We start from the raw sequence: 16,977 nt of genomic DNA, 5'->3' as shown, positions 1-16,977 counted from the left end.
GCCGACAGACCCGTTCGCGCCGACTGAGCCGACTGACCCGGCTCGGCTGTCTGACCTGTTCGCGCCGACACCGTCCTCGCCACCTCCCCCACAAGTCCTCCTACCATGGGACGAATGGCCATCGTAGACGGCTCCGCACCCGGGAGGCTGTGACGTCGGTCCCGAACCCGGCGCGAACCGGCGGTATCAGGCGGCTTCCACCTCCCTCTTCAGGTCGTGCGACGTTGCCAGAGGTTCCTTCGGTGTTCTCCGTGCCGTCCGCCGCTCGGCCCCGGCCAAGGCGGCGACGGCCGGGGTCCGGCGAGCCCGCGTCAGGCAGCGCGCCCGGGTGGGGCCGATCGCGCCGACCGGGATGCCCAAGGTCGAGCTGATCTCCTTGTAGGACACCGGCGGATCGGCGAAGAGCATCGACAGCAGGTCCTGGTCGCGCTCGGGCAGCCGGGCGAACGCCGCCCGCGCCACGTCGTCACGCTCGGCGGCGATCAAGGTCGCGTCGAAGTCGGCCGCCACGGAGACGTCGAGCTGGTCGGCGTCGGTCGGGATCTGCCGGGCCCGGTGCCGCAGTTGCGCGAGGCACTCGTTCTTCGCCGTCGTCGCGATCCAGCCGGGCAGGGCTTCGGGTTCCCGGATCCGGTCGAGGTGCGCGACCAGCCCGAGCCACACCGAACCGGCGACATCCTGGGCGTCGGCTCCCCCGATGCCGTACCGGTGGCACACCGCGAAAACCAACGGCGCGTAGCGCTGGACAATTTCTCGCCAGGCCGAATCCATTCCCTTCGCCGCTCGCTGCAGCAGCGGCCGGACGGGTTCGTCGTGGTAAACCATCGTTCCTCCTCGGCGGGGTTCGAAGGATTCGCGCTCACGGTTTCGCCACGACCTGGTCGGCGACCTTGCGGCGACCTTGCGGAGCAGGCAGCATCGGCTGGGCCGTTCGCCGCAGGTCGGACTCCGGGGAGCCGAATGGAGTTGCGTCTGTTCGGGGAGGTGCAGTTGCGGGCCGGGGGCCGGCTGCGCGACCTCGGCACACCCCGCCAGCATGCGGTCTTGGCCGTTCTTGCGGTCGATGCAGGTCGTCCGGTGCCCATCGAGGTCCTCGTCGACCGCGTGTGGGACGAGGACCCGCCGGCGGCGGCTCGCAATGTGCTGTATTCACACCTGAGCCGAATCCGGCGGCTGCTGGCCGAAGCCGGGGAAATGTCCGTGAACCTCACCCGGCGCGGTGGTGGCTACGTGCTGGAAATCGACCCGGACGACGTCGACCTGCACCGGTTCACTCATTTGGTCGAACGCGGGTCGGCGGCCAATCACGGCGACGCGGAACGCGCCGCCGCATTGACCGAGGCGCTGGACAGTTGGCAAGGCACACCGCTCGCGGGGATCACCGGGGAATGGGCCGAACAGGTGCGCACGACCTGGCACCGGCGCCGGGTCGAGGCCGCGGTCCAGTGGAGCGAGCTGCAACTGCGCCTGGGCCGCGCCGCCTTGGTGCTGAGCCGGATCCCCGATCTCGTCACCGAGTACCCGCTGGCCGAACCGCTGGAAGCGTTGTTCATGAAGGCACTGCACGCCGTCGGCCGGGGTGCGGAAGCCATCGAACGCTTCGCGATCGTGCGCCGTCGCCTCGCCGACCAGCTGGGCGTCGAACCCGGCGCGGAACTGCGGGCCCTGCACGCCGCGCTGCTGCGCGACGAACTGCCGGCCACGGCATCGGGTGGTTACGCCGGGGTGACACCGGCCCAGCTGCCCGCCGACACCCGCGGCTTCGCCGGGCGGCGAGCAGAACTCGGCGAGCTCGACCGCGTGCTCGCCGAGGACGACACGGCGGCGCGCACCGTGGTCCTCTCCGGCACAGCAGGCGTCGGCAAGACCACGTTGGCGATCCACTGGGCTCACACGGCGCGCGCGAGGTTCCCCGGCGGCCAGCTGTACGTGAACCTGCGGGGCTTCGACCCGTCGGGGGCGCCGGTGACGCCGTCGGAGGCGGTCCGGGGATTCCTCGAGGCGTTCGAGGTGCCGCGGGACCGCCTCCCGAGCACGCTCGAGGCGCAGATCGGGCTGTACCGGAGCCTGCTCGCCACGCATCCGGTCCTCGTCGTGCTGGACAACGCCCGCGACGTCGAGCAGGTCCGCCCGCTGCTGCCCGGCGCGCCCGGCTGCCTGGCCGTGGTGACCAGCCGCGACCAGCTGCGTGGCCTCGTCACGACCGGTGCGCACCCGGTGGCGGTCGACCTGCTGGACCGCGACGAGGCATTCGCCGTGCTGCACGAGCGGATCGGCGCGGCCCGCGTCGCCGCCGAGCCCGGCGCCGTGGACGAGATCATCGACCTGTGCGCGCGGCTGCCGTTGGCGCTGGCGGTGGTCGCGGCCCGCGCCGCGACCCACCCGCGCTTCCGCCTCGCCGCGTTGGCCGACCAGCTGCGCGAAGCGCGTGGCGGCCTCGACGAGTTCGCCGACACCGACCCGGCGACCGATCCCCGGGCCGTGTTCTCGTGGTCCTACCGGCGGCTGAGCCCGGCGGCCGCGCGGCTGTTCCGCCAGCTCGGGCTGCACCCGGGCCCGGACATCGGGGTGGCGGCGACGGCCAGCCTGGCCGGGCGGCCAGTGCGCCCAGAGCTGACCGAACTCGCGCGAGCACACCTGATCACGGAGCACGCCGCGGGCCGCTACTCCTGCCACGACCTGCTGCGCGCGTATGCGGCGGAACTCGTGTACGCCAACGACTCCGCGGCCGACCGGCATGATGCGGTCGAACGGGTGCTCGGCCACTACGTCCACACGGCCTACCTCGCGGATGGGTTCCTCGATCCGCGCCGCGAGGTCCCACCCACGCTGAGCCCCCTGCCGGACGGAGCCGAACCCGGACGAATCGCCGACCACAACCACGCCCTCACGTGGTTCAAGACCGAATACCGGATCCTGTTGACGGCGCTGCACCAGGATGCCGTCTTCGATGCCCAGGTGTGGGAGCTCGGCTGGACGCTGCGCCGATTCCTTGCCATCCAAGGTCATTGGCAGGACGAGCTGGTCGCGCTCACCACCGCGCTGGCCGCGGCGACCCGGCTGGGCGATCCGGCGAAACAGGCGTTCGCCCACTGCTACGTGGGCTGCAGCCAGGTCTGGCTCGGCCGGTACGACGACGCACGCACGAACCTGCAGGCCGCGTTGAACCTGTACGAGTCGGTCGACGACGTCATCGGCCAGGCCGAGGTCCACCACCGCTACGCATGGATGCTCGATACCCAAGCCAAAACCGTGGAGGCGCTGGCGCACGCCGAGAAGGCCCTGGCGTTGTACCGCGGCGCGGAGCACCTGGCGGGGCAGGCGAAGGAGCTCAACGCGGTCGGCTGGTTCCACGCCTTGCTCGGCGAGCACGAGGTCGCCGTCGAGTACTGCCAGGAGGCCCTGGACCTCCACGTCAGCTTGGGGGATCTCCTGAACGCGGCGCCGACGTGGGACAGCCTCGGCTACGCCCACAGCCACCTGGGCGACGCGACCAGGGCCGTCGAGTGTTACTCGAAAGCCATCGAGCTGTTCCGGCGCAACGGTTACCTCATCAACGAGGCCCGCACGCTGACCCGCCTCGCCGATGTGCACCACGACACCGGCGACCTGGAGGCGGCGTGCGCCGCGTGGCGGCATGCCCACCGGATACTCGACCAGCTCGGCCACCCGGAGGCGTTGCTGGTGCTCGACAAGCTCAGGAAGTACACAGCCGACAGACCATGACCGGAGGATCCATGTCCGAAGAACCGAATCTCCCAGCGGTTGCCGCCTCGTTGTTCGCGAAGCTCTATGCCTGCGATCTCACGCCGGACGAGAGGACCTTGCTCGACACGATCCTCGGCCCGGTCAAAAAGGTCATCGGCCCGGATTCGACCTTCGCTGCGGAGTTCGCCGTCAGCTTCGAACCCGGCCCCGGGGCGCCGTCACCATCGCCACCGTCCTCCTCCACCCACTCGATCACCAACACGATCGGTCCGACCAGCATCACGTGCACCACGACCACGACGGCCACGCCGCCGTCACCGCCTCCGGTGCCGTCGCTGTGAGCACGGCCGAGCAGCGGGCGGCGTGGCCGACGGTCATCGTGTCGATGCCGTTCCAGCACATCGACCGGCCATCGATCCAGCTCGGCTTGCTCGGGGCCATCGGCCGGCAGCACGGCTTCCCCGTCCGCACCCTGCACGCGAACCTCGACTTCGCGGCACGGATCGGCGCGGAGTGCTATGCCCTGCTGGCCGAGCACCGTGGCCGGCAGGTCGGCGACTGGCTGTTCTCCGTCGCGGCCTTCGGTGCTGCCGCCCCGGACCAGGACGGCCGGTTCCTGGCCGAGTTCGTCGCCGAGCTGTCCTATGTGGACCGAGAACAACTGCTGGCCGTCCGGCAGCACGACGTGCCCCGGTTCCTCGACGCCCTCGTCGACGAGCTGGCCGGTACCCGGCTGGTCGGGTTCAGCTCCACCTACCAGCAGAACACGGCCTCGTTCGCCCTCGCACGCCGGCTCAAGCAGCGCTACCCCGACGTCGTGACCTTGTTCGGCGGCGCGAACTTCGACGGCGAGATGGGTCCGGAGCTGGTCCGCGCGTTGGACTGCATCGACCACGCCGTCGTCGGCGAGGGTGACACCGCGTTCCCGAGCTTGCTCGAAGCGCTGGCCACGGATGCTGATCCGGCTCGAGTCCCCGGTCTGGCAAGGAGAATCGGCGACCAGGTCGTGACGACCCCGCCGGCACCGCTGAACCAGCTGAACGACCTGCCCGTCCCCGACTACGACGAGTACTTCGAACGCGCCGCCCGCCTGGGCATCCCCACCGGACGAGCGGAGCTCCCGTTCGAATCCGCCCGCGGCTGCTGGTGGGGCGCCAAGCACCACTGCACGTTCTGCGGGCTCAACGGCACCACCATGCGGTTCCGATCCAAGTCGCCGCACCGGGTCCTCGACGAGCTCGGCACGCAGGCCCGCCGCTACCGCAGGTTCCGGTTCACCGCCGTGGACAACATCCTCGATCCCACCTACCTCAAGGAAGTCTTCCCCGCCATCGTCGACGGTGGTCACGACTACGAGTTCTTCTACGAGGTCAAGGCAAACCTGACGCGTGCGCAGGTGAAGGGCCTGGCCGCGGCCGGGGTCAAGCGCCTGCAACCCGGCATCGAATCCCTCAACTCCAACGTCCTGCGGCTCATGGCCAAAGGCGTGCGCGCGGCCCAGAACGTCAACCTCCTGCGCTGGGCCCGGTACTACGGCATCGACGTCAGCTGGAACATCCTCTGGGGCTTCCCCGGCGAGACGCCCGAGGACTACGCCGAGCAGGCCGCCGCGATCCCGCACCTGGTCCACCTGCAACCGCCGACCGGCGCCGACCGGGTGTGGCTCGAACGGTTCAGCCCGATGTTCGCCCAGCCGATGCGCGTGCGTGCCCCCGAAGCCAGTTACCGGCACGTCTACCCGGCGACCGTGGACCTCGACCGGGTCGCCTACTTCTTCGACTACGAAACGGAAGCCGCGCTCGACCCGGCGGTGTACGCGCCGGTGACCAAGGCCGTGGCGGAGTGGTCGGCCGCCTGGCGGGCGTCGCCACGGCTGGAGTACCGCTCGGCGCCGGGCTTCCTGCAGATCCACGACAGCCGGCCGGACAAGCCCGGCACCTACACCTTCCGGGACACGCTCGCCGACATCTACCTCGCGTGCGTGGACCGGCCCCGCACGGCCTCGGCCGTGCGCCGCGACCTCGACCTCGCCATGCCGGTCGCCGTCGTGCGGTCGGCGTTGCGCCGCTTCGCCGACCGGGGGCTGATGTTCCTCGACGAGGACCTCGCCGTCGCACTGGCCCTGCCCGCGACCCCCGGTCGATAGCGGTATCACGCGCTCGTCCACCGCCTCTGGCAAGACATAGGGCCAGTGAGCGAGGGCCAGTGAGCGAGGAACGGTGCCATGCATCCATCAGTGATCGTCGAAGCGTCGAGCCGGGCCGCGGTGCGCCGGACCGGGTGGGCGCCATGGGTCTTCTCGTGGGACTCGATCAGCAAGGGCCACTGCACGCTGGCCGAGGGCGCCACGTGGACCTTGGTGCCGGACGGCAGCGCGACGTTCGCGGGCACCGTCACCAGCGGCGCGGACAGTGCGACGTGGGTCATCTGGCACGTCGACCTGGTGGACGCCGACGGCGCCGCCCTCGGCTCGCTCACCACCGAGCACCCCGTCGCGGGCGACTGGCGCAAGTTCGTCCGCAAGATGCCCGAGGCCGGCGAGCACTACCGGTTCCGCGCCTGGGCGAGCTTCGATCCACAGCTGTGGAACGACATCGCCGCCCTGAAGATGTACTCGAGCTGCTGAGGCCGTGATGTCGTTCACCGTCGTCGTTCTCGGCCTCGTGGTCATCGCGGGCTGCACCGCGCTCGTGGTGCACCTGCGGCGCACCACGAACCAGCCCGCCCGCGAGTCCTCTTCGGACGAGTTCCCGGTACCGACCTTCAACGTGGTCTCCCTCGGGTTGCAGGGTTCGGGCAAGACGCTGCTGCTGACGAGCATCTACCGCACGCTGCAGGTACCGCGCGATCGCAGCTACTACCTCAAGGCGCCCTACGACCAGTTGATCGAGCTGAACCGCTGGTACCGGGAGACCGCCGACTCGCGGACCGACTGGCCCGAAGGCACCACCCGCGGCGAGATGCGCGAGTACGAGTTCAGCGTCGTCGCGCACCTGACCGAAACACCGGAAACGGTGCTGAAACTGGGTTATCTCGAATACCCGGGCGAACTGCTCACCGACCGCGACGCGCCGGGGTCCACGGCCCAGGCCCGGCTGCTCGCCGCCATCGCGTCGGCGCACGCGCTGGTCGGCATCATCGACGGGCTCATGGTCCTGCGGGCCTACCGGGGCGACCCGCGGGGGCGGGTCACGTTGCAGTCGACGCTCGACTCGATGATCCACGGCATGCTGGCGACGCGGACGCCGATCGTCTTCGTGATCACCAAGTGGGACCTGCTCGACGGCCTGGAACCGGCGAGGACGCCAGGTTGCGGCTCGTGCGCGACTTCCTGATGACCGCCGTGCAAGGGTTCCGCGAGCTCGTCCGCGTGCACACCCAGTGGCGCATCGTCCGGCTGATCCCGGTCAGCGCGGTCGGGCACGACTTCGCGGTGCTCAAGGACGGCGAGGTGCGCAAGCTGCCCGAGGGCCGGTACGAGCCCGCCAACGTCGAGGCGGTCCTGTCCGCGGTGGTGCCGGACATCCTTCGGCAGGTGGAAGCGTCGCTGGACCAGGCCACCCGCGAGCGGATCCTCGCCGAGGCGCAGCGCCGCATGTCGATGGGACCGCGGGAGGCGGTCCGGTCGCTGAGCAAGTTCCTGGCCGAACGAGCCGGCCGCGCGCTGGCCGCCGCCATGGGTGGCGGGGTGCTCGGCGAGGTCGGGATGGCCCTGTTCCTGGACTCCCGGGCCCAGCCGGACACCGGGTACGCGACGGCGATGGCGAACCTCAGCGCCGCCGACCGGCGCGCCGAGGAGGTGGTGCGGGCCCGGCGTCAGGTCATGCGGGAGCTGGAACACCAGGTGGTCCGGCTGGAGACCGCGTTGCCCGCCTCCCGGTTGAACGGCGGGTTCTGACATGGCCGCCACGCAAGCATGGCCGTTCCTCGTCGCGCGCGGACGTGACCGCGGGTACTCCGTGTTGCTCGCGCCCGAGTTCCTGATCGCCGACGGCGACTACGGATTCCTGGAGGAGCAAGCGGTTCCGTCGCACACCGACGCGGTCCACGTGGCCGATGGGCAGAGCGCCCGCGGTCGTCGTGTGTGTCTGGTGTGGACCGAACAGGTGGTCAGTGCCGAAGATGCCGGTACCGAGGAAGCACCGCGCGACGCCCACAGCCGGCCGTTGCGGCTGCTGTTCGGCTTCGTCAGCTCGGCGGTCGTTTCACCCGCCGCGACGGATCTCGAGCAGGCGCGGGACGCCGCCCTGAGAACCTACCGCCGGTTCCTGGCCGACGAAGCCGGGTTCACGGTGGAGAGCTCCGCGCCCTTCGCCATGCGGTCGGCCGTCACCGCGAGCGAAACTCCCGTCAGCGACACCCCCCGATCCCGGCGCTTCACCGTGCCCGCCGTGGTCGGCGGCGTCGTGGCGGCCGCGGCCATCGTGCTGGCGGTCCTCGTGGCGTGGCCGTCGCCCGAGCCGCCGAAGCCACTTCCGCCGTGCGGCACCACCCTGACGCCGACCCCCAGGGACGCCCCGACCAACTGCACGACACCCACCACTACGGCACCTCGACCCAAGAAAAGGGCGCAGCGCCCCGCCGGCCCGATCACGCACGAGGCGACGATCGCGGCCGGCGGGGCGCCTACCGGTGGGACGAGGTGAGCATCGACGAAGCGGTGCCGGGCCTGCTCAAGCCGGTGCTGAACCGCGCCGATAGGTGAGCATCACGGCACCCGACCGCAGCGGTTTGGTCTCGACGAGGTCGAGCGTCTTGGGCACCGCACCGTCCAGGAACAGCCGGCTCCCGCTGCCGAGGACCAAGGGCATCAGCGTGACCTTGAAGGTGTCGACGAGGTCGTGCTGCATGAGCGTGTGCATCAAGGTCGGGCTGCCGTACATCACGATGTCCTTGCCCGGGCGTTGTTTCAGCGCGGTGAGGTGCTCCACCGGGTCACCGTCGATCACGGTCGCGTTCCAGGTCAGGGGTTCGCTCAACGTCTTGGAGGCGACCAGCTTCGGCATGGCGTTGATCATGTCCGGGTAGGGGCCGGTGTTCCCCGACCACGCGCGGGACAGCAGTTCGTACGTCACCCGCCCGCAGAGGAACGTGTCGGCCGCGGCGAGTGCGGCCATCGAGTCGCGAACGGCTTCCTCGTCGAAGTACGGGAGCGCCCAGCCGCCCTGGTCGGTCTCGCCGAACCCGCCGGGGTCCTGCACGACACCGTCGAGGCTCATCAGCGAAGAGGCGTGGAGTTGTCTCATGAAAGTCCTCCGGAATAGGTGGTTGGCATGGCGAACCGGCGTACGAGACCGGGATCGCCGAACGCGGTGATACGGGCGATGCCGCCGGGCACGATGGTGAGCACGGCGACGCCGTACGCGTGGAGCACGCCGTCCTCGCCGCGCCGGTACGACACGGCGGCCGGCTGGCCGTTCGCGGTCGTGGGGAACATCCGCCACTCGCCGGGCGTCGTCGCGGTGCGGGCCAGGCACGGCACACACCGGCGGCGACCGGCGAACCACGTGGCGGCGGGTGGGAACTCGAGCGCCGCGTCGGCACGCAGCAGGCGTTCGAACGCCGCGGCGTCCGCGTTCTCGAAGGCGGCGATGTACTCCTGCAGCAGCACGCGTTGTTCGGCTTCCGCAGGCGGTTCGGCGTCCGCCGGGGCCGCGTCGAGGTTGGCACGGGCACGTTGCAGGGAACTCTTGACCGCCGCGACGCTGACCCCGAGCATCTCCGCGACCTCCGGCGCCGAGAACCCCAGCACCTCCCGCAGGAGGAACACGGCGCGCTGACGGGGCGGCACGTACTGCAGGCACGCGATCAGCGCCAGCCGCAGGTCTTCCCGCGCGACGGCCGCGACTGCGGGATCATCGGACGCCGGCGTGACGAGGGCGTCCGGGACGGGCTGCAACCAGCGCACACCCGGGCCCGCGGCCTGGATCGGCGCGTGCGGGTCCTCCCCCGGCGGCCCCAGCCCCGAGGGCAGCACCCGGCGCGCCCGCCCGCGCAGCGCGGACAGGCAGGCGTTGGTCGCGATCCGGTACAACCAGGTCCGCAGCGACGAGCGACCGGCGAACGTCTCCCACGCCCGCCACGCGTTCAGCAACGTCTCCTGCACCACGTCCTCGGCGTCGTCCACCGAGCCGAGCATCCGGTAGCAGTGCGCCAGCAACTCCCCGCGCAAGGATTCGGTCCGCGCCGCGAACTGGGTCTCACCCTCCATGCGTATATAGACGCACACGGCGCCGGAAAGGAATCGGGCGCATGACGAAGCCCCGCGGTGCTGCCAGGTCGGGGGTCCGACAGCACCGCGGGGCTCGACAGGTACATCGCGCGGGGACCGCGCGTGTTACTCAGGTGCTCAGGTCTGCTCGGAACGCTCCCGAGCCTCGTGCACGTCCGCCTTGGCGCGCGCCTTCTCGGCGGCCGCTTCCTTCTCCGCGGCCTCGCGCTGCGCCTCGGCCTTGTCCTGTTGCGCCTGGCCTTCGCGGGTCATCGAGTCGTTGCCGACGACCGCGCCGGCGGCTTCCTTCGCCTTGCCCTTGACGTCCTCGACGACGCCCTTGACACCCTCGGCCGGGCCACTGCGATCAGACATCAGCCGCACCTCCTTGTTGCGCTTGTTGCGCGTGCTGACCCGTCGAGTACCCAGCCACCCGCGATCTCACACGGTGAACCGGTCGGGGTCGGCGCGCCGCCAGTCCTCGGCCCAGTCCGGCGGCGGCTCGGCGAGGAGTTCGCCAGGCTCGAGCCAGTCGTAGAGCTCGGCGTAGGAGCGGACCTCGTGCGGGGCGATGCGGCGACGCAGCTGGTGCGGTCGCAGGTCGTCGGGGTGCCGCACGCCCATCGACGCCATGATCTGCAACGCGCTGTGCACGGTTGCTTGCTGGAAGCGGTGCACCCGCTGCGTCTTGTCCCCCACGTCCAGGGCCCGCGCCCGGCGGGGATCCTGCGTGGTGACCCCGACCGGGCAGGTGTTGGTGTGGCAGCGCTGGGACTGGATGCACCCAACCGCGAACATCATCGCGCGTGCGGCGTTGGTGTAGTCCGCGCCCTGCAGCATGCGTTTGACCATGTCCGCGCCGGTGGCCACCTTGCCGCTGGCGCCGAGCTTGATCTTCTCGCGCAGGCCGGTGCCGACCAGGCTGTTGTGCACGGTGATGAGGCCTTCGGTCAGCGGCGTGCCGATGTGGTCGGCGAACTCCAGCGGGGCCGCGCCCGTCCCGCCTTCGGCGCCGTCCACGACGATGAAGTCGGGCGTGACGTTCTCCGCCACCATCGCCTTGCACACGGCGAGGAACTGCGCCCGCGAGCTCAGGCACAGCTTGATCCCGGTCGGCTTGCCGCCTGCCGCCTCTCGCATCCGCGCGATGAACGCCACCAGCTCGCGGGGTGTGGAGAAGACCCGGTGGTACGGCGGCGAGATCACCGTCCGGCCCTGCGGCACGTCACGCACCCGGGCGATCTCGGCGTTGACCTTGCTGCCTGGCAGTACCCCGCCGATTCCCGGCTTGGCGCCTTGGGACAGCTTCAGCGACACGCACTTGACGGAGTCGTGGGCGGCCTTGTCGGCGAACTCGGCCTGGTCGAAGCCGCCGTCGTGGGTGCGGCAGCCGAAGTAGCCGGTGCCGATCTCCCAGATGACGTCACCGCCGCCGCGCAGGTGGTATTCCGACAAACCGCCCTCGCCGGTGTCGTGGGCGAACCCGCCGAGCCTGGCACCCTGGTTCAACGCGAGGACGGCGTTGCCCGACAACGAGCCGAAGCTCATCGCGGACACGTTGAGCAGCGCCATGTCGTAGGGCTTCGTGCAGCCCGGGCCGCCGACCCGGATCTTCGGCGGCTCGTCGGGCACCGGCACCGGCGCCATCGAGTGCACGAAGAACTCGTAACCGTCGTCGTAGACGTTGCGCTCGGTGCCGAACGCCTCGGCGTCGTCGGTGCCCTTCGCCCGCTCGTAGACGATCGAGCGCACGTCCCGGTCGAACGGCCGGCCATCGAAGTTGCGCTCGATGAAGTACTGCTGCAGCTCCGGGCGCAGCGCCTCCATCAGGAACCGGAGGTGCCCGATGAGCGGGTAGTTGCGCAGCACGGAATGCTTGCGCTGCACCAGGTCCCAGATCCCCACCGCGGCGAGGACGACCAGCGGTAAGGCCAGGAAGAGCCACCACCACGACCAGAACACGGTCGCGGCGATGCCCACGAGCGCGCCCAGGGCGATCACCGCGACGACAGCGAATCTCAGCACGCGCACACGCTAACCGTGGGTCGCACCCAACGCATGACATCCCGCATTCGGCGCCCGCCCCACCCGGGCGTCGCTACGGTTCGCGGCACGCCGACGGCGACACGCCCTGGTAGCGCCGGAACACGGTCGCGAAGCGCTGAGGGGTCGAGAAGCCCAGGGCGTGGGCGACGGTCGTGACCTTGACGGCCGGGTCGCGGCGGAGCCAGTCGCGGGCCAGCTCGGTCTTGCGGCGCAACAGGTGGTCCTTGGGGCTGGTGCCCGTCGCCGCGCGGAAGGCGTCGTAGAACCGGGTGGTGGACAGCCCCGCCACGGCGGCCAGGTCGGCGGCGGTGATCGGCTCGTCGACGTGTTCCTCGATCCAGGCCAGCACCCGCGCGACCCGCTGGTGCGGCCACGACGGCGACCGATCTCCGCTGGTGAAGGCCCGGGCGGCGGCGAGCACGCCGGTGGCGACGGCGTGGGACAGCAACGCGTCGCCGATCCAATCGCGCTCCGCCGTGGCGAGGGTCAACGCCTGCTGCAACGGCGCGCTGACCTGCTCCGCATCGGCGATCAGCGCACCAGCGGGCTCGGCCAGCAATCGAAGCGCTCGCGCGGTGGTGTCCGGCCCGGTGAGGACGCGAGCGATGAGCCAGATCAGCGCGCCGCGGGGTTCGGCGGCCAGCCCGGTCGTGTACGTGCGGCCCGGCGGGATCCGGATCAGCCGGCCAGGACGGACTTCGTGCACGTCGCCGTCGAGGTCGAACGAGAACGCGCCACGCACCGGCATCGCGAGGACCAGCAGGGTCCGGTGCCGGCTGGGCGGTCGCGGTGCGTGCGCGTGCAGGTAGCGGTAGCCGCCCAGGGCGCCGAGGCCGGGCAACTCGACGATGGTGCGCTCGGGGCTCTGCTCGAGGTCGATGACCTCGCTGTACGGGATCCCCGCTCCTCGGGAGGTCACCGCGCGGCGGTGTTGCGCACGGTCCGCTCGTTGTTCTCCAGGCCGTGGTCCATGCCGCGCTCGCGCTCCAGTTCGACCATGGCCGCCGGACGGAAGTTGAGGATGTACGCCCGCCGGTGGCCGTCGGTGCTGTTGCCCCGCGAGTAGTGCAACGTGCCGCCCGCGTGCGCGACCGCGTGGCCGGGCGGCAACGGCACGGGCGTCGCGCCGGGCTCGTCCTCCGAGCACGCGCACTCGATCGCGCCGCCGCCGGTCCCGGCCGGCCAGTGCGGCCGGATGGGCGTCCGGTGGGAGCCGCGCACGTACCACATGCAGCCATTGTCCACAGTCGACTCATCCAGGGCGACCCAGACGGACACCGCACGGGGGTCCGGCAAGTCCAGCCAGTACGCGGCGTCCTGGTGCCACGGCGTCGCGACCGCGCTGCCCGGCGCCTTGTCGATGAGCATGTCGAAGTCCAGCACGGCGTCGTCGCCGATGAGCCGGCGCGCCAGGTCGAGCGCGCGCCGGTGCAACGGGAGCGCCAGCAGCGGCGGGTGCAGCGCCGAGGGCCACATGATCTGCGTGATGTTCTCGACCGCGTCGTCGCGGCGCGTGGTCCCCGCGCCGAGGTCCGAGCGCTTGGGCCCGCAGTCGATCGCGCCGGTCAGGAACCGGTCGTAGATCGCGCGGTAGGTCTCGACCTCGGCCGCGCTCAGCAGCTCGCCGGTGCACGCGAACCCGTCCTCGTCGAAGCTCATGGGGGCGAAGCTACCGTCGCCGCCCGCGCCTGACGTTCCCGTTTCGCCGCCGCAATTCCGGCCACATCACAGCGGAACGACGCATGCTTCGCCGCGTTCCTGGGTACAGGGTTGGGCGTGAGGAAGAGCGTGATTCGCCCGGCGTGGGACGCCGGCACCCCCGCCGTGCGGGTTTCCCGGCACCGAAGCGACATGACCGTGGTCACCGTGACCGGTGCGCTGGACCAGCCGACCGTCCGCGCCCTCGAGCGGGTGCTGCGGCAGGACCGCACGCCCCGGCTGATCGTGGACCTCTCGGCCGTCCCGGAGCTGACGCCGGCCGCGGCCGGCACCATCTCCCGCGCCCACGCCCGCGCCCGGGCCGAGCAGCGACGGTTCTCCGTCGTGGTGCCGCAACGCGCCGCCGCGAAGGTGCTCGCCGCGACCCACGCCGGTCCCCAGCTGATGCGGTTCCTCACGTTGTCCGACGCCATGCGCGAGACCCCGCCGGTCCTCCTGCGCTGAGGGGCGGATGCAGACCTTCCTGCCCTGCGCGGACTTCCACGACTCGGCCACCGTCCTGGACCCGCGGCGACTCGGCAAGCAACGCGTCGAGGCGATCCAGGTCCTGCGGGCCCTGACGGTGCCCGGCTACGGCTGGCGCCACCACCCCGCCGCGAAGATGTGGGCCGGGTACGAGGAAGCCCTGACCCGGTACGGCCTCACCGTCTGCGCGGTGTGGTGCGCGACCGGGCGCCAGGACACCTGTGCCGACACCCTGCGCCAGGACCTCGGTTCGGTGCGGGTGCGCAGCCGGCCGGAACTGGCGGCGGCCGGGGACCTGCCGCCGTGGCTGGGTGACCCCGGCTTCCACCGCAGCCACCGATCGGCGCTCGTGCGCAAGGATCCCGCGCACTACCGGCCGCACTTCCCCGACGTGCCGGACGACCTGCCTTACGTGTGGCCATCCTCGGACCGATCGCGCCGAGCCACCTCCTGAGGACCGGCGGCGCCAGTATGATCACCGGTCGTGATCAGGGCTGGCCTCGTCGCGGTCGTCGCGGGTGTCGCCGGGCTGCTCGCGCACTTGGTCGTCGCCGTGCCGCCGCACACCGCGGACCTGGTCGCGGGCGGCTCCTGGGCCGCGATCGGCATCGGTGTCCTGCTGATCCTGACCGAACTCGCGCAGAACGGCTTCGGCGTCGGAGTCTTCCCACTGGCCCTCGGGATCGCGGTGATGGTCGCCCAACGCGTGACGCACTTCGCCGACCGGATCCACGTCACGCAGCCGTGGCTGGGCATCGTCGTCGCGGTCCTGGTCGGCATCGGGGCGATCGCCGTCGCCCTGGCCGACGACGGCGACGACGCGTTCATCCGGCTGCCGTTCTTCGCCGTCGCCTCGCTGCTCGCCGACATCCTGGTGGATTTCGGTCCCGGCTGGGACGAGCTGGTGAACGTGAGCACGGCGTTCTTCATCGCTGCGGCCGCGGTCGCCGGGGCGTACATCGCGGCCTTCGGCGACGTAGGCCCGATGGACGAGTACCCGGACCGGTGGATGGTGACAGCCACGGTCGGGGCGGGCTTGGCCGCCGTGCTGATCACCATCATGGCGTCGTTCGAGCTGGCGCGGTTCGTCGATGTCGTGCTGACGTTGGTGGCGGTGCTCGGCGGGTACCTGGTCGTGCCGCTGGCCGGCCTGTTCTCGCTCCAGCTGGCCGTCCGGAACGCGGACGCCGAGGACGTCGGCGACGCCGTCGATGCCATGGAACGCGGTGGCGCCGCGATCGGTGCGCTGATCGCCGGTTACGTCGCCGTGGCCGCCGCGCTCGCGCTTTTCCTTTGGGGACCGCCACTCTGGCTGGTGATCATCCTCGTGATCACGGCGGCCGGCGCGGCCGCCGCCGCGAGCTGGTGCGGCTACCGGGCGTACACCGAACTGGCCCGGTTGATCAGGTCCGGGGCCGACCATCCGCGGATCTCGGCGGTGCTGGACGAACTGCGCCGATCGGGCCCGGTGTTCCGGCTCCTGCCCGGGCAAGGAAAGCCCTGACCGCGTCGACCAACGCCGGATCGGCCCGCCGATCGCGGAGCACACCCTGGGCGATCCACACCGCCTCGTCGCGGTGACCGAGCTCGGCGAGCTCCTCGATCGCCTGCACCCGCAGCGGGGTGGGCCAGGCGGCCGCGGCGAGCAGCATCGCCATGGCGACGCCCCAGACCTGCCGGGCCTTGACGTCCGTCGGCTCCCAGCTGCCCTGCACCAGATCGGCGGTGCGCCACGCCTCGTCGTCCCACGCCCGGCCGTTCCCGAGCTCCTTGAGCAGGCGGTTGATCGCCGTGACCGCACCCGGGGCGTCGATCGCCCGGAGGTCCTGCAGGGCCCATTGGGCGAAGTTCTTCTCGCCGGTCCGCGCGAGGTCCGCGATGAACCGCAACCGGGCCAGCAGCGGCCAGTCCATCCCGCTCGCGGCGATGGCCAGCTCGGTGGCGTGGGGAATCCGGTTCGCGAACTCGTCGGCCTCGGCAATGGACTTCAGCCGCGGCCGGGCGGCGCGCACCGGTGACGGCGGGACGATCGGCGGAGGCGGCGAGGTGACCGGTGGGGTGGCGGTCGCGGGCGGAACGACGGATGCGTCGTGGGCCCGGTTGCGGACCAAGGCGAACTCGCTCACCGAATCGCTGTGCACGATCTTCGGCTCGGGGTGGCCCCGGTCGCGCATCCGGCGCCGGAGCTGTTGGTAGACGGCGAACACCGAGAGCGCCGCACCCTCGCCCGGCAACCCGTCGCGCAGCACCCTGATCAACTCGCCGGAGAACACCGTGTGCCGCTCGCCCGCGACGAACAACGACGTCAGGTGGCGGGGCGCCGACGCGAGACCGCACGTGCCCGTCGTCTCGGTCTGGTCCAGGACCGCGGAGGCCTCGTCGGCCATCACCTGACCGAAGGCACGACCGGAATAGCAGCAGTCCAGGATGAGGATCCTGATCCTGGCGTGGGATACCTTGACCGCCCGGCGGAGCAGCTCGGCCCGCAGCGAGCGGTGGTGCTTCGCGGCCTCGATCGTGTCGCTGGTGGCCAGCAACAGTTCGCCGTTGTCGTCCACCAGCCCATGACCGGCGTAGTACACGACGAGGGTGTCCTCGGCCGTGCGGCACCACTGGTCGATCTCCAGGCTCGCGTCTTCCTTGTGCCGCGGGTTGATCATCGTGCGCACGTGCTCCGGCCGGAACTCGCCGAGCGCGGGATCGACCAGGATCGCGGCGAGGTCTTCCACGTTGGCCCGCGCCTGCGTGATGTCGGCCAGCGCCGGGTCGTCGTACTGGGCGGCGCCGATCAGGATCGCTTTGGACGTCTCGGGTTTGGCCAGGCGCAC

18 protein-coding genes are annotated in these 16,977 nt (G+C 71.1%); 9 read left to right on the top strand and 9 right to left on the bottom strand.

Annotated elements, in window-relative coordinates; translation table 11 throughout:
• Window positions 1–186: 186 nt before the first annotated feature.
• Complete coding sequence (locus EV186_RS36920; protein WP_133854191.1) at window positions 187–825, bottom strand: RNA polymerase sigma factor; 639 nt, start codon at window positions 823–825, stop codon at window positions 187–189.
• Window positions 826–960: 135 nt separating this feature from the next.
• On the opposite strand from EV186_RS36920, the gene EV186_RS36915 reads away from it, so the two are divergent.
• Window positions 961–3,726 carry an AfsR/SARP family transcriptional regulator gene (locus tag EV186_RS36915; protein ID WP_133854190.1) on the top strand — a complete coding sequence of 922 codons (2,766 nt, stop codon included), beginning with the start codon at window positions 961–963 and terminating at the stop codon, window positions 3,724–3,726.
• A gap of 64 nt (window positions 3,727–3,790) precedes the next feature.
• Here the strand turns inward: EV186_RS36915 and EV186_RS36910 are convergent, their stop codons facing one another.
• Window positions 3,791–4,015: a hypothetical protein gene (locus EV186_RS36910; RefSeq protein ID WP_133854189.1), complete on the bottom strand. Its 225-nt coding sequence runs from the start codon at window positions 4,013–4,015 to the stop codon at window positions 3,791–3,793.
• Between EV186_RS36910 and EV186_RS36905 the strand changes: the two genes are divergently transcribed.
• The 5 genes from EV186_RS36905 to EV186_RS36890 all read left to right on the top strand — a co-directional run bounded on the left by EV186_RS36905 (window position 3,992) and on the right by EV186_RS36890 (window position 8,354).
• Window positions 3,992–5,854, top strand: coding sequence for a RiPP maturation radical SAM C-methyltransferase (locus EV186_RS36905; RefSeq protein ID WP_243754524.1), 1,863 nt, complete (start codon window positions 3,992–3,994; stop codon window positions 5,852–5,854). The two genes, EV186_RS36910 and EV186_RS36905, sit on opposite strands and share 24 nt — an antisense overlap.
• A 78-nt stretch (window positions 5,855–5,932) precedes the next feature.
• Window positions 5,933–6,334 carry a DUF6294 family protein gene (locus EV186_RS36900; RefSeq protein ID WP_133854188.1) on the top strand — a complete coding sequence of 134 codons (402 nt, stop codon included), beginning with the start codon at window positions 5,933–5,935 and terminating at the stop codon, window positions 6,332–6,334.
• Window positions 6,335–6,341: 7 nt separating this feature from the next.
• Window positions 6,342–7,043, top strand: coding sequence for a hypothetical protein (locus EV186_RS40390; RefSeq protein WP_243754523.1), 702 nt, complete (start codon window positions 6,342–6,344; stop codon window positions 7,041–7,043).
• The gene (locus tag EV186_RS40385; protein WP_243754522.1) at window positions 7,028–7,606 is read left to right on the top strand and encodes a hypothetical protein; all 579 of its coding nucleotides are present in this window, start codon (window positions 7,028–7,030) and stop codon (window positions 7,604–7,606) included. The genes EV186_RS40390 and EV186_RS40385 overlap by 16 nt, the downstream gene beginning before the upstream one ends.
• Before the next feature lies 1 nt (window position 7,607).
• On the top strand, window positions 7,608–8,354 hold the full coding sequence (locus EV186_RS36890; protein WP_133854187.1) for a hypothetical protein: 747 nt from the start codon (window positions 7,608–7,610) through the stop codon (window positions 8,352–8,354).
• A gap of 27 nt (window positions 8,355–8,381) precedes the next feature.
• Here EV186_RS36890 and EV186_RS36885 read toward each other — a convergent pair whose 3' ends face one another.
• The 6 genes from EV186_RS36885 to EV186_RS36860 form a co-directional block, all read right to left on the bottom strand.
• The gene (locus tag EV186_RS36885) at window positions 8,382–8,954 is read right to left on the bottom strand and encodes a dihydrofolate reductase family protein (RefSeq protein WP_133854186.1); all 573 of its coding nucleotides are present in this window, start codon (window positions 8,952–8,954) and stop codon (window positions 8,382–8,384) included.
• On the bottom strand, window positions 8,951–9,919 hold the full coding sequence (locus EV186_RS36880) for an RNA polymerase subunit sigma-70 (RefSeq protein ID WP_133854185.1): 969 nt from the start codon (window positions 9,917–9,919) through the stop codon (window positions 8,951–8,953). Before EV186_RS36880 ends, EV186_RS36885 begins: the two co-directional genes overlap by 4 nt.
• Window positions 9,920–10,057: 138 nt before the next feature.
• On the bottom strand, window positions 10,058–10,294 hold the full coding sequence (mbp1, locus tag EV186_RS36875) for a microaggregate-binding protein 1 (protein WP_208115992.1): 237 nt from the start codon (window positions 10,292–10,294) through the stop codon (window positions 10,058–10,060).
• 66 nt (window positions 10,295–10,360) lie between these two features.
• Complete coding sequence (locus tag EV186_RS36870; RefSeq protein WP_133854184.1) at window positions 10,361–11,944, bottom strand: FMN-binding glutamate synthase family protein; 1,584 nt, start codon at window positions 11,942–11,944, stop codon at window positions 10,361–10,363.
• A gap of 73 nt (window positions 11,945–12,017) precedes the next feature.
• Entirely contained in the window at window positions 12,018–12,884 is an 867-nt protein-coding gene (locus tag EV186_RS36865; protein WP_133854183.1) for a helix-turn-helix transcriptional regulator, read from the bottom strand.
• Window positions 12,881–13,624: a phytanoyl-CoA dioxygenase family protein gene (locus EV186_RS36860; RefSeq protein WP_133854182.1), complete on the bottom strand. Its 744-nt coding sequence runs from the start codon at window positions 13,622–13,624 to the stop codon at window positions 12,881–12,883. The genes EV186_RS36865 and EV186_RS36860 overlap by 4 nt, the downstream gene beginning before the upstream one ends.
• 117 nt (window positions 13,625–13,741) lie before the next feature.
• Here EV186_RS36860 and EV186_RS36855 point away from each other — a divergent pair, with 117 nt between their 5' ends.
• From EV186_RS36855 to EV186_RS36845, 3 genes are read left to right on the top strand one after another with little or no spacing between them, the layout of a single operon-like run.
• The gene (locus EV186_RS36855; RefSeq protein WP_133854181.1) at window positions 13,742–14,128 is read left to right on the top strand and encodes an STAS domain-containing protein; all 387 of its coding nucleotides are present in this window, start codon (window positions 13,742–13,744) and stop codon (window positions 14,126–14,128) included.
• 7 nt (window positions 14,129–14,135) lie between these two features.
• Window positions 14,136–14,603 (top strand): MSMEG_6728 family protein, encoded by a 468-nt coding sequence (locus tag EV186_RS36850; protein ID WP_133854180.1) that lies wholly within the window; start codon window positions 14,136–14,138, stop codon window positions 14,601–14,603.
• Window positions 14,604–14,633: 30 nt separating this feature from the next.
• Window positions 14,634–15,653 carry a hypothetical protein gene (locus EV186_RS36845; RefSeq protein ID WP_133854179.1) on the top strand — a complete coding sequence of 340 codons (1,020 nt, stop codon included), beginning with the start codon at window positions 14,634–14,636 and terminating at the stop codon, window positions 15,651–15,653.
• Here the strand turns inward: EV186_RS36845 and EV186_RS36840 are convergent.
• Entirely contained in the window at window positions 15,553–16,977 is a 1,425-nt protein-coding gene (locus tag EV186_RS36840; protein ID WP_133854178.1) for a caspase family protein, read from the bottom strand. The genes EV186_RS36845 and EV186_RS36840 overlap by 101 nt on opposite strands.

Source organism: Labedaea rhizosphaerae, from assembly GCF_004362825.1.
Lineage (GTDB): Bacteria > Actinomycetota > Actinomycetes > Mycobacteriales > Pseudonocardiaceae > Labedaea > Labedaea rhizosphaerae.
This window is presented reverse-complemented; position numbering and strand designations above follow the sequence as displayed.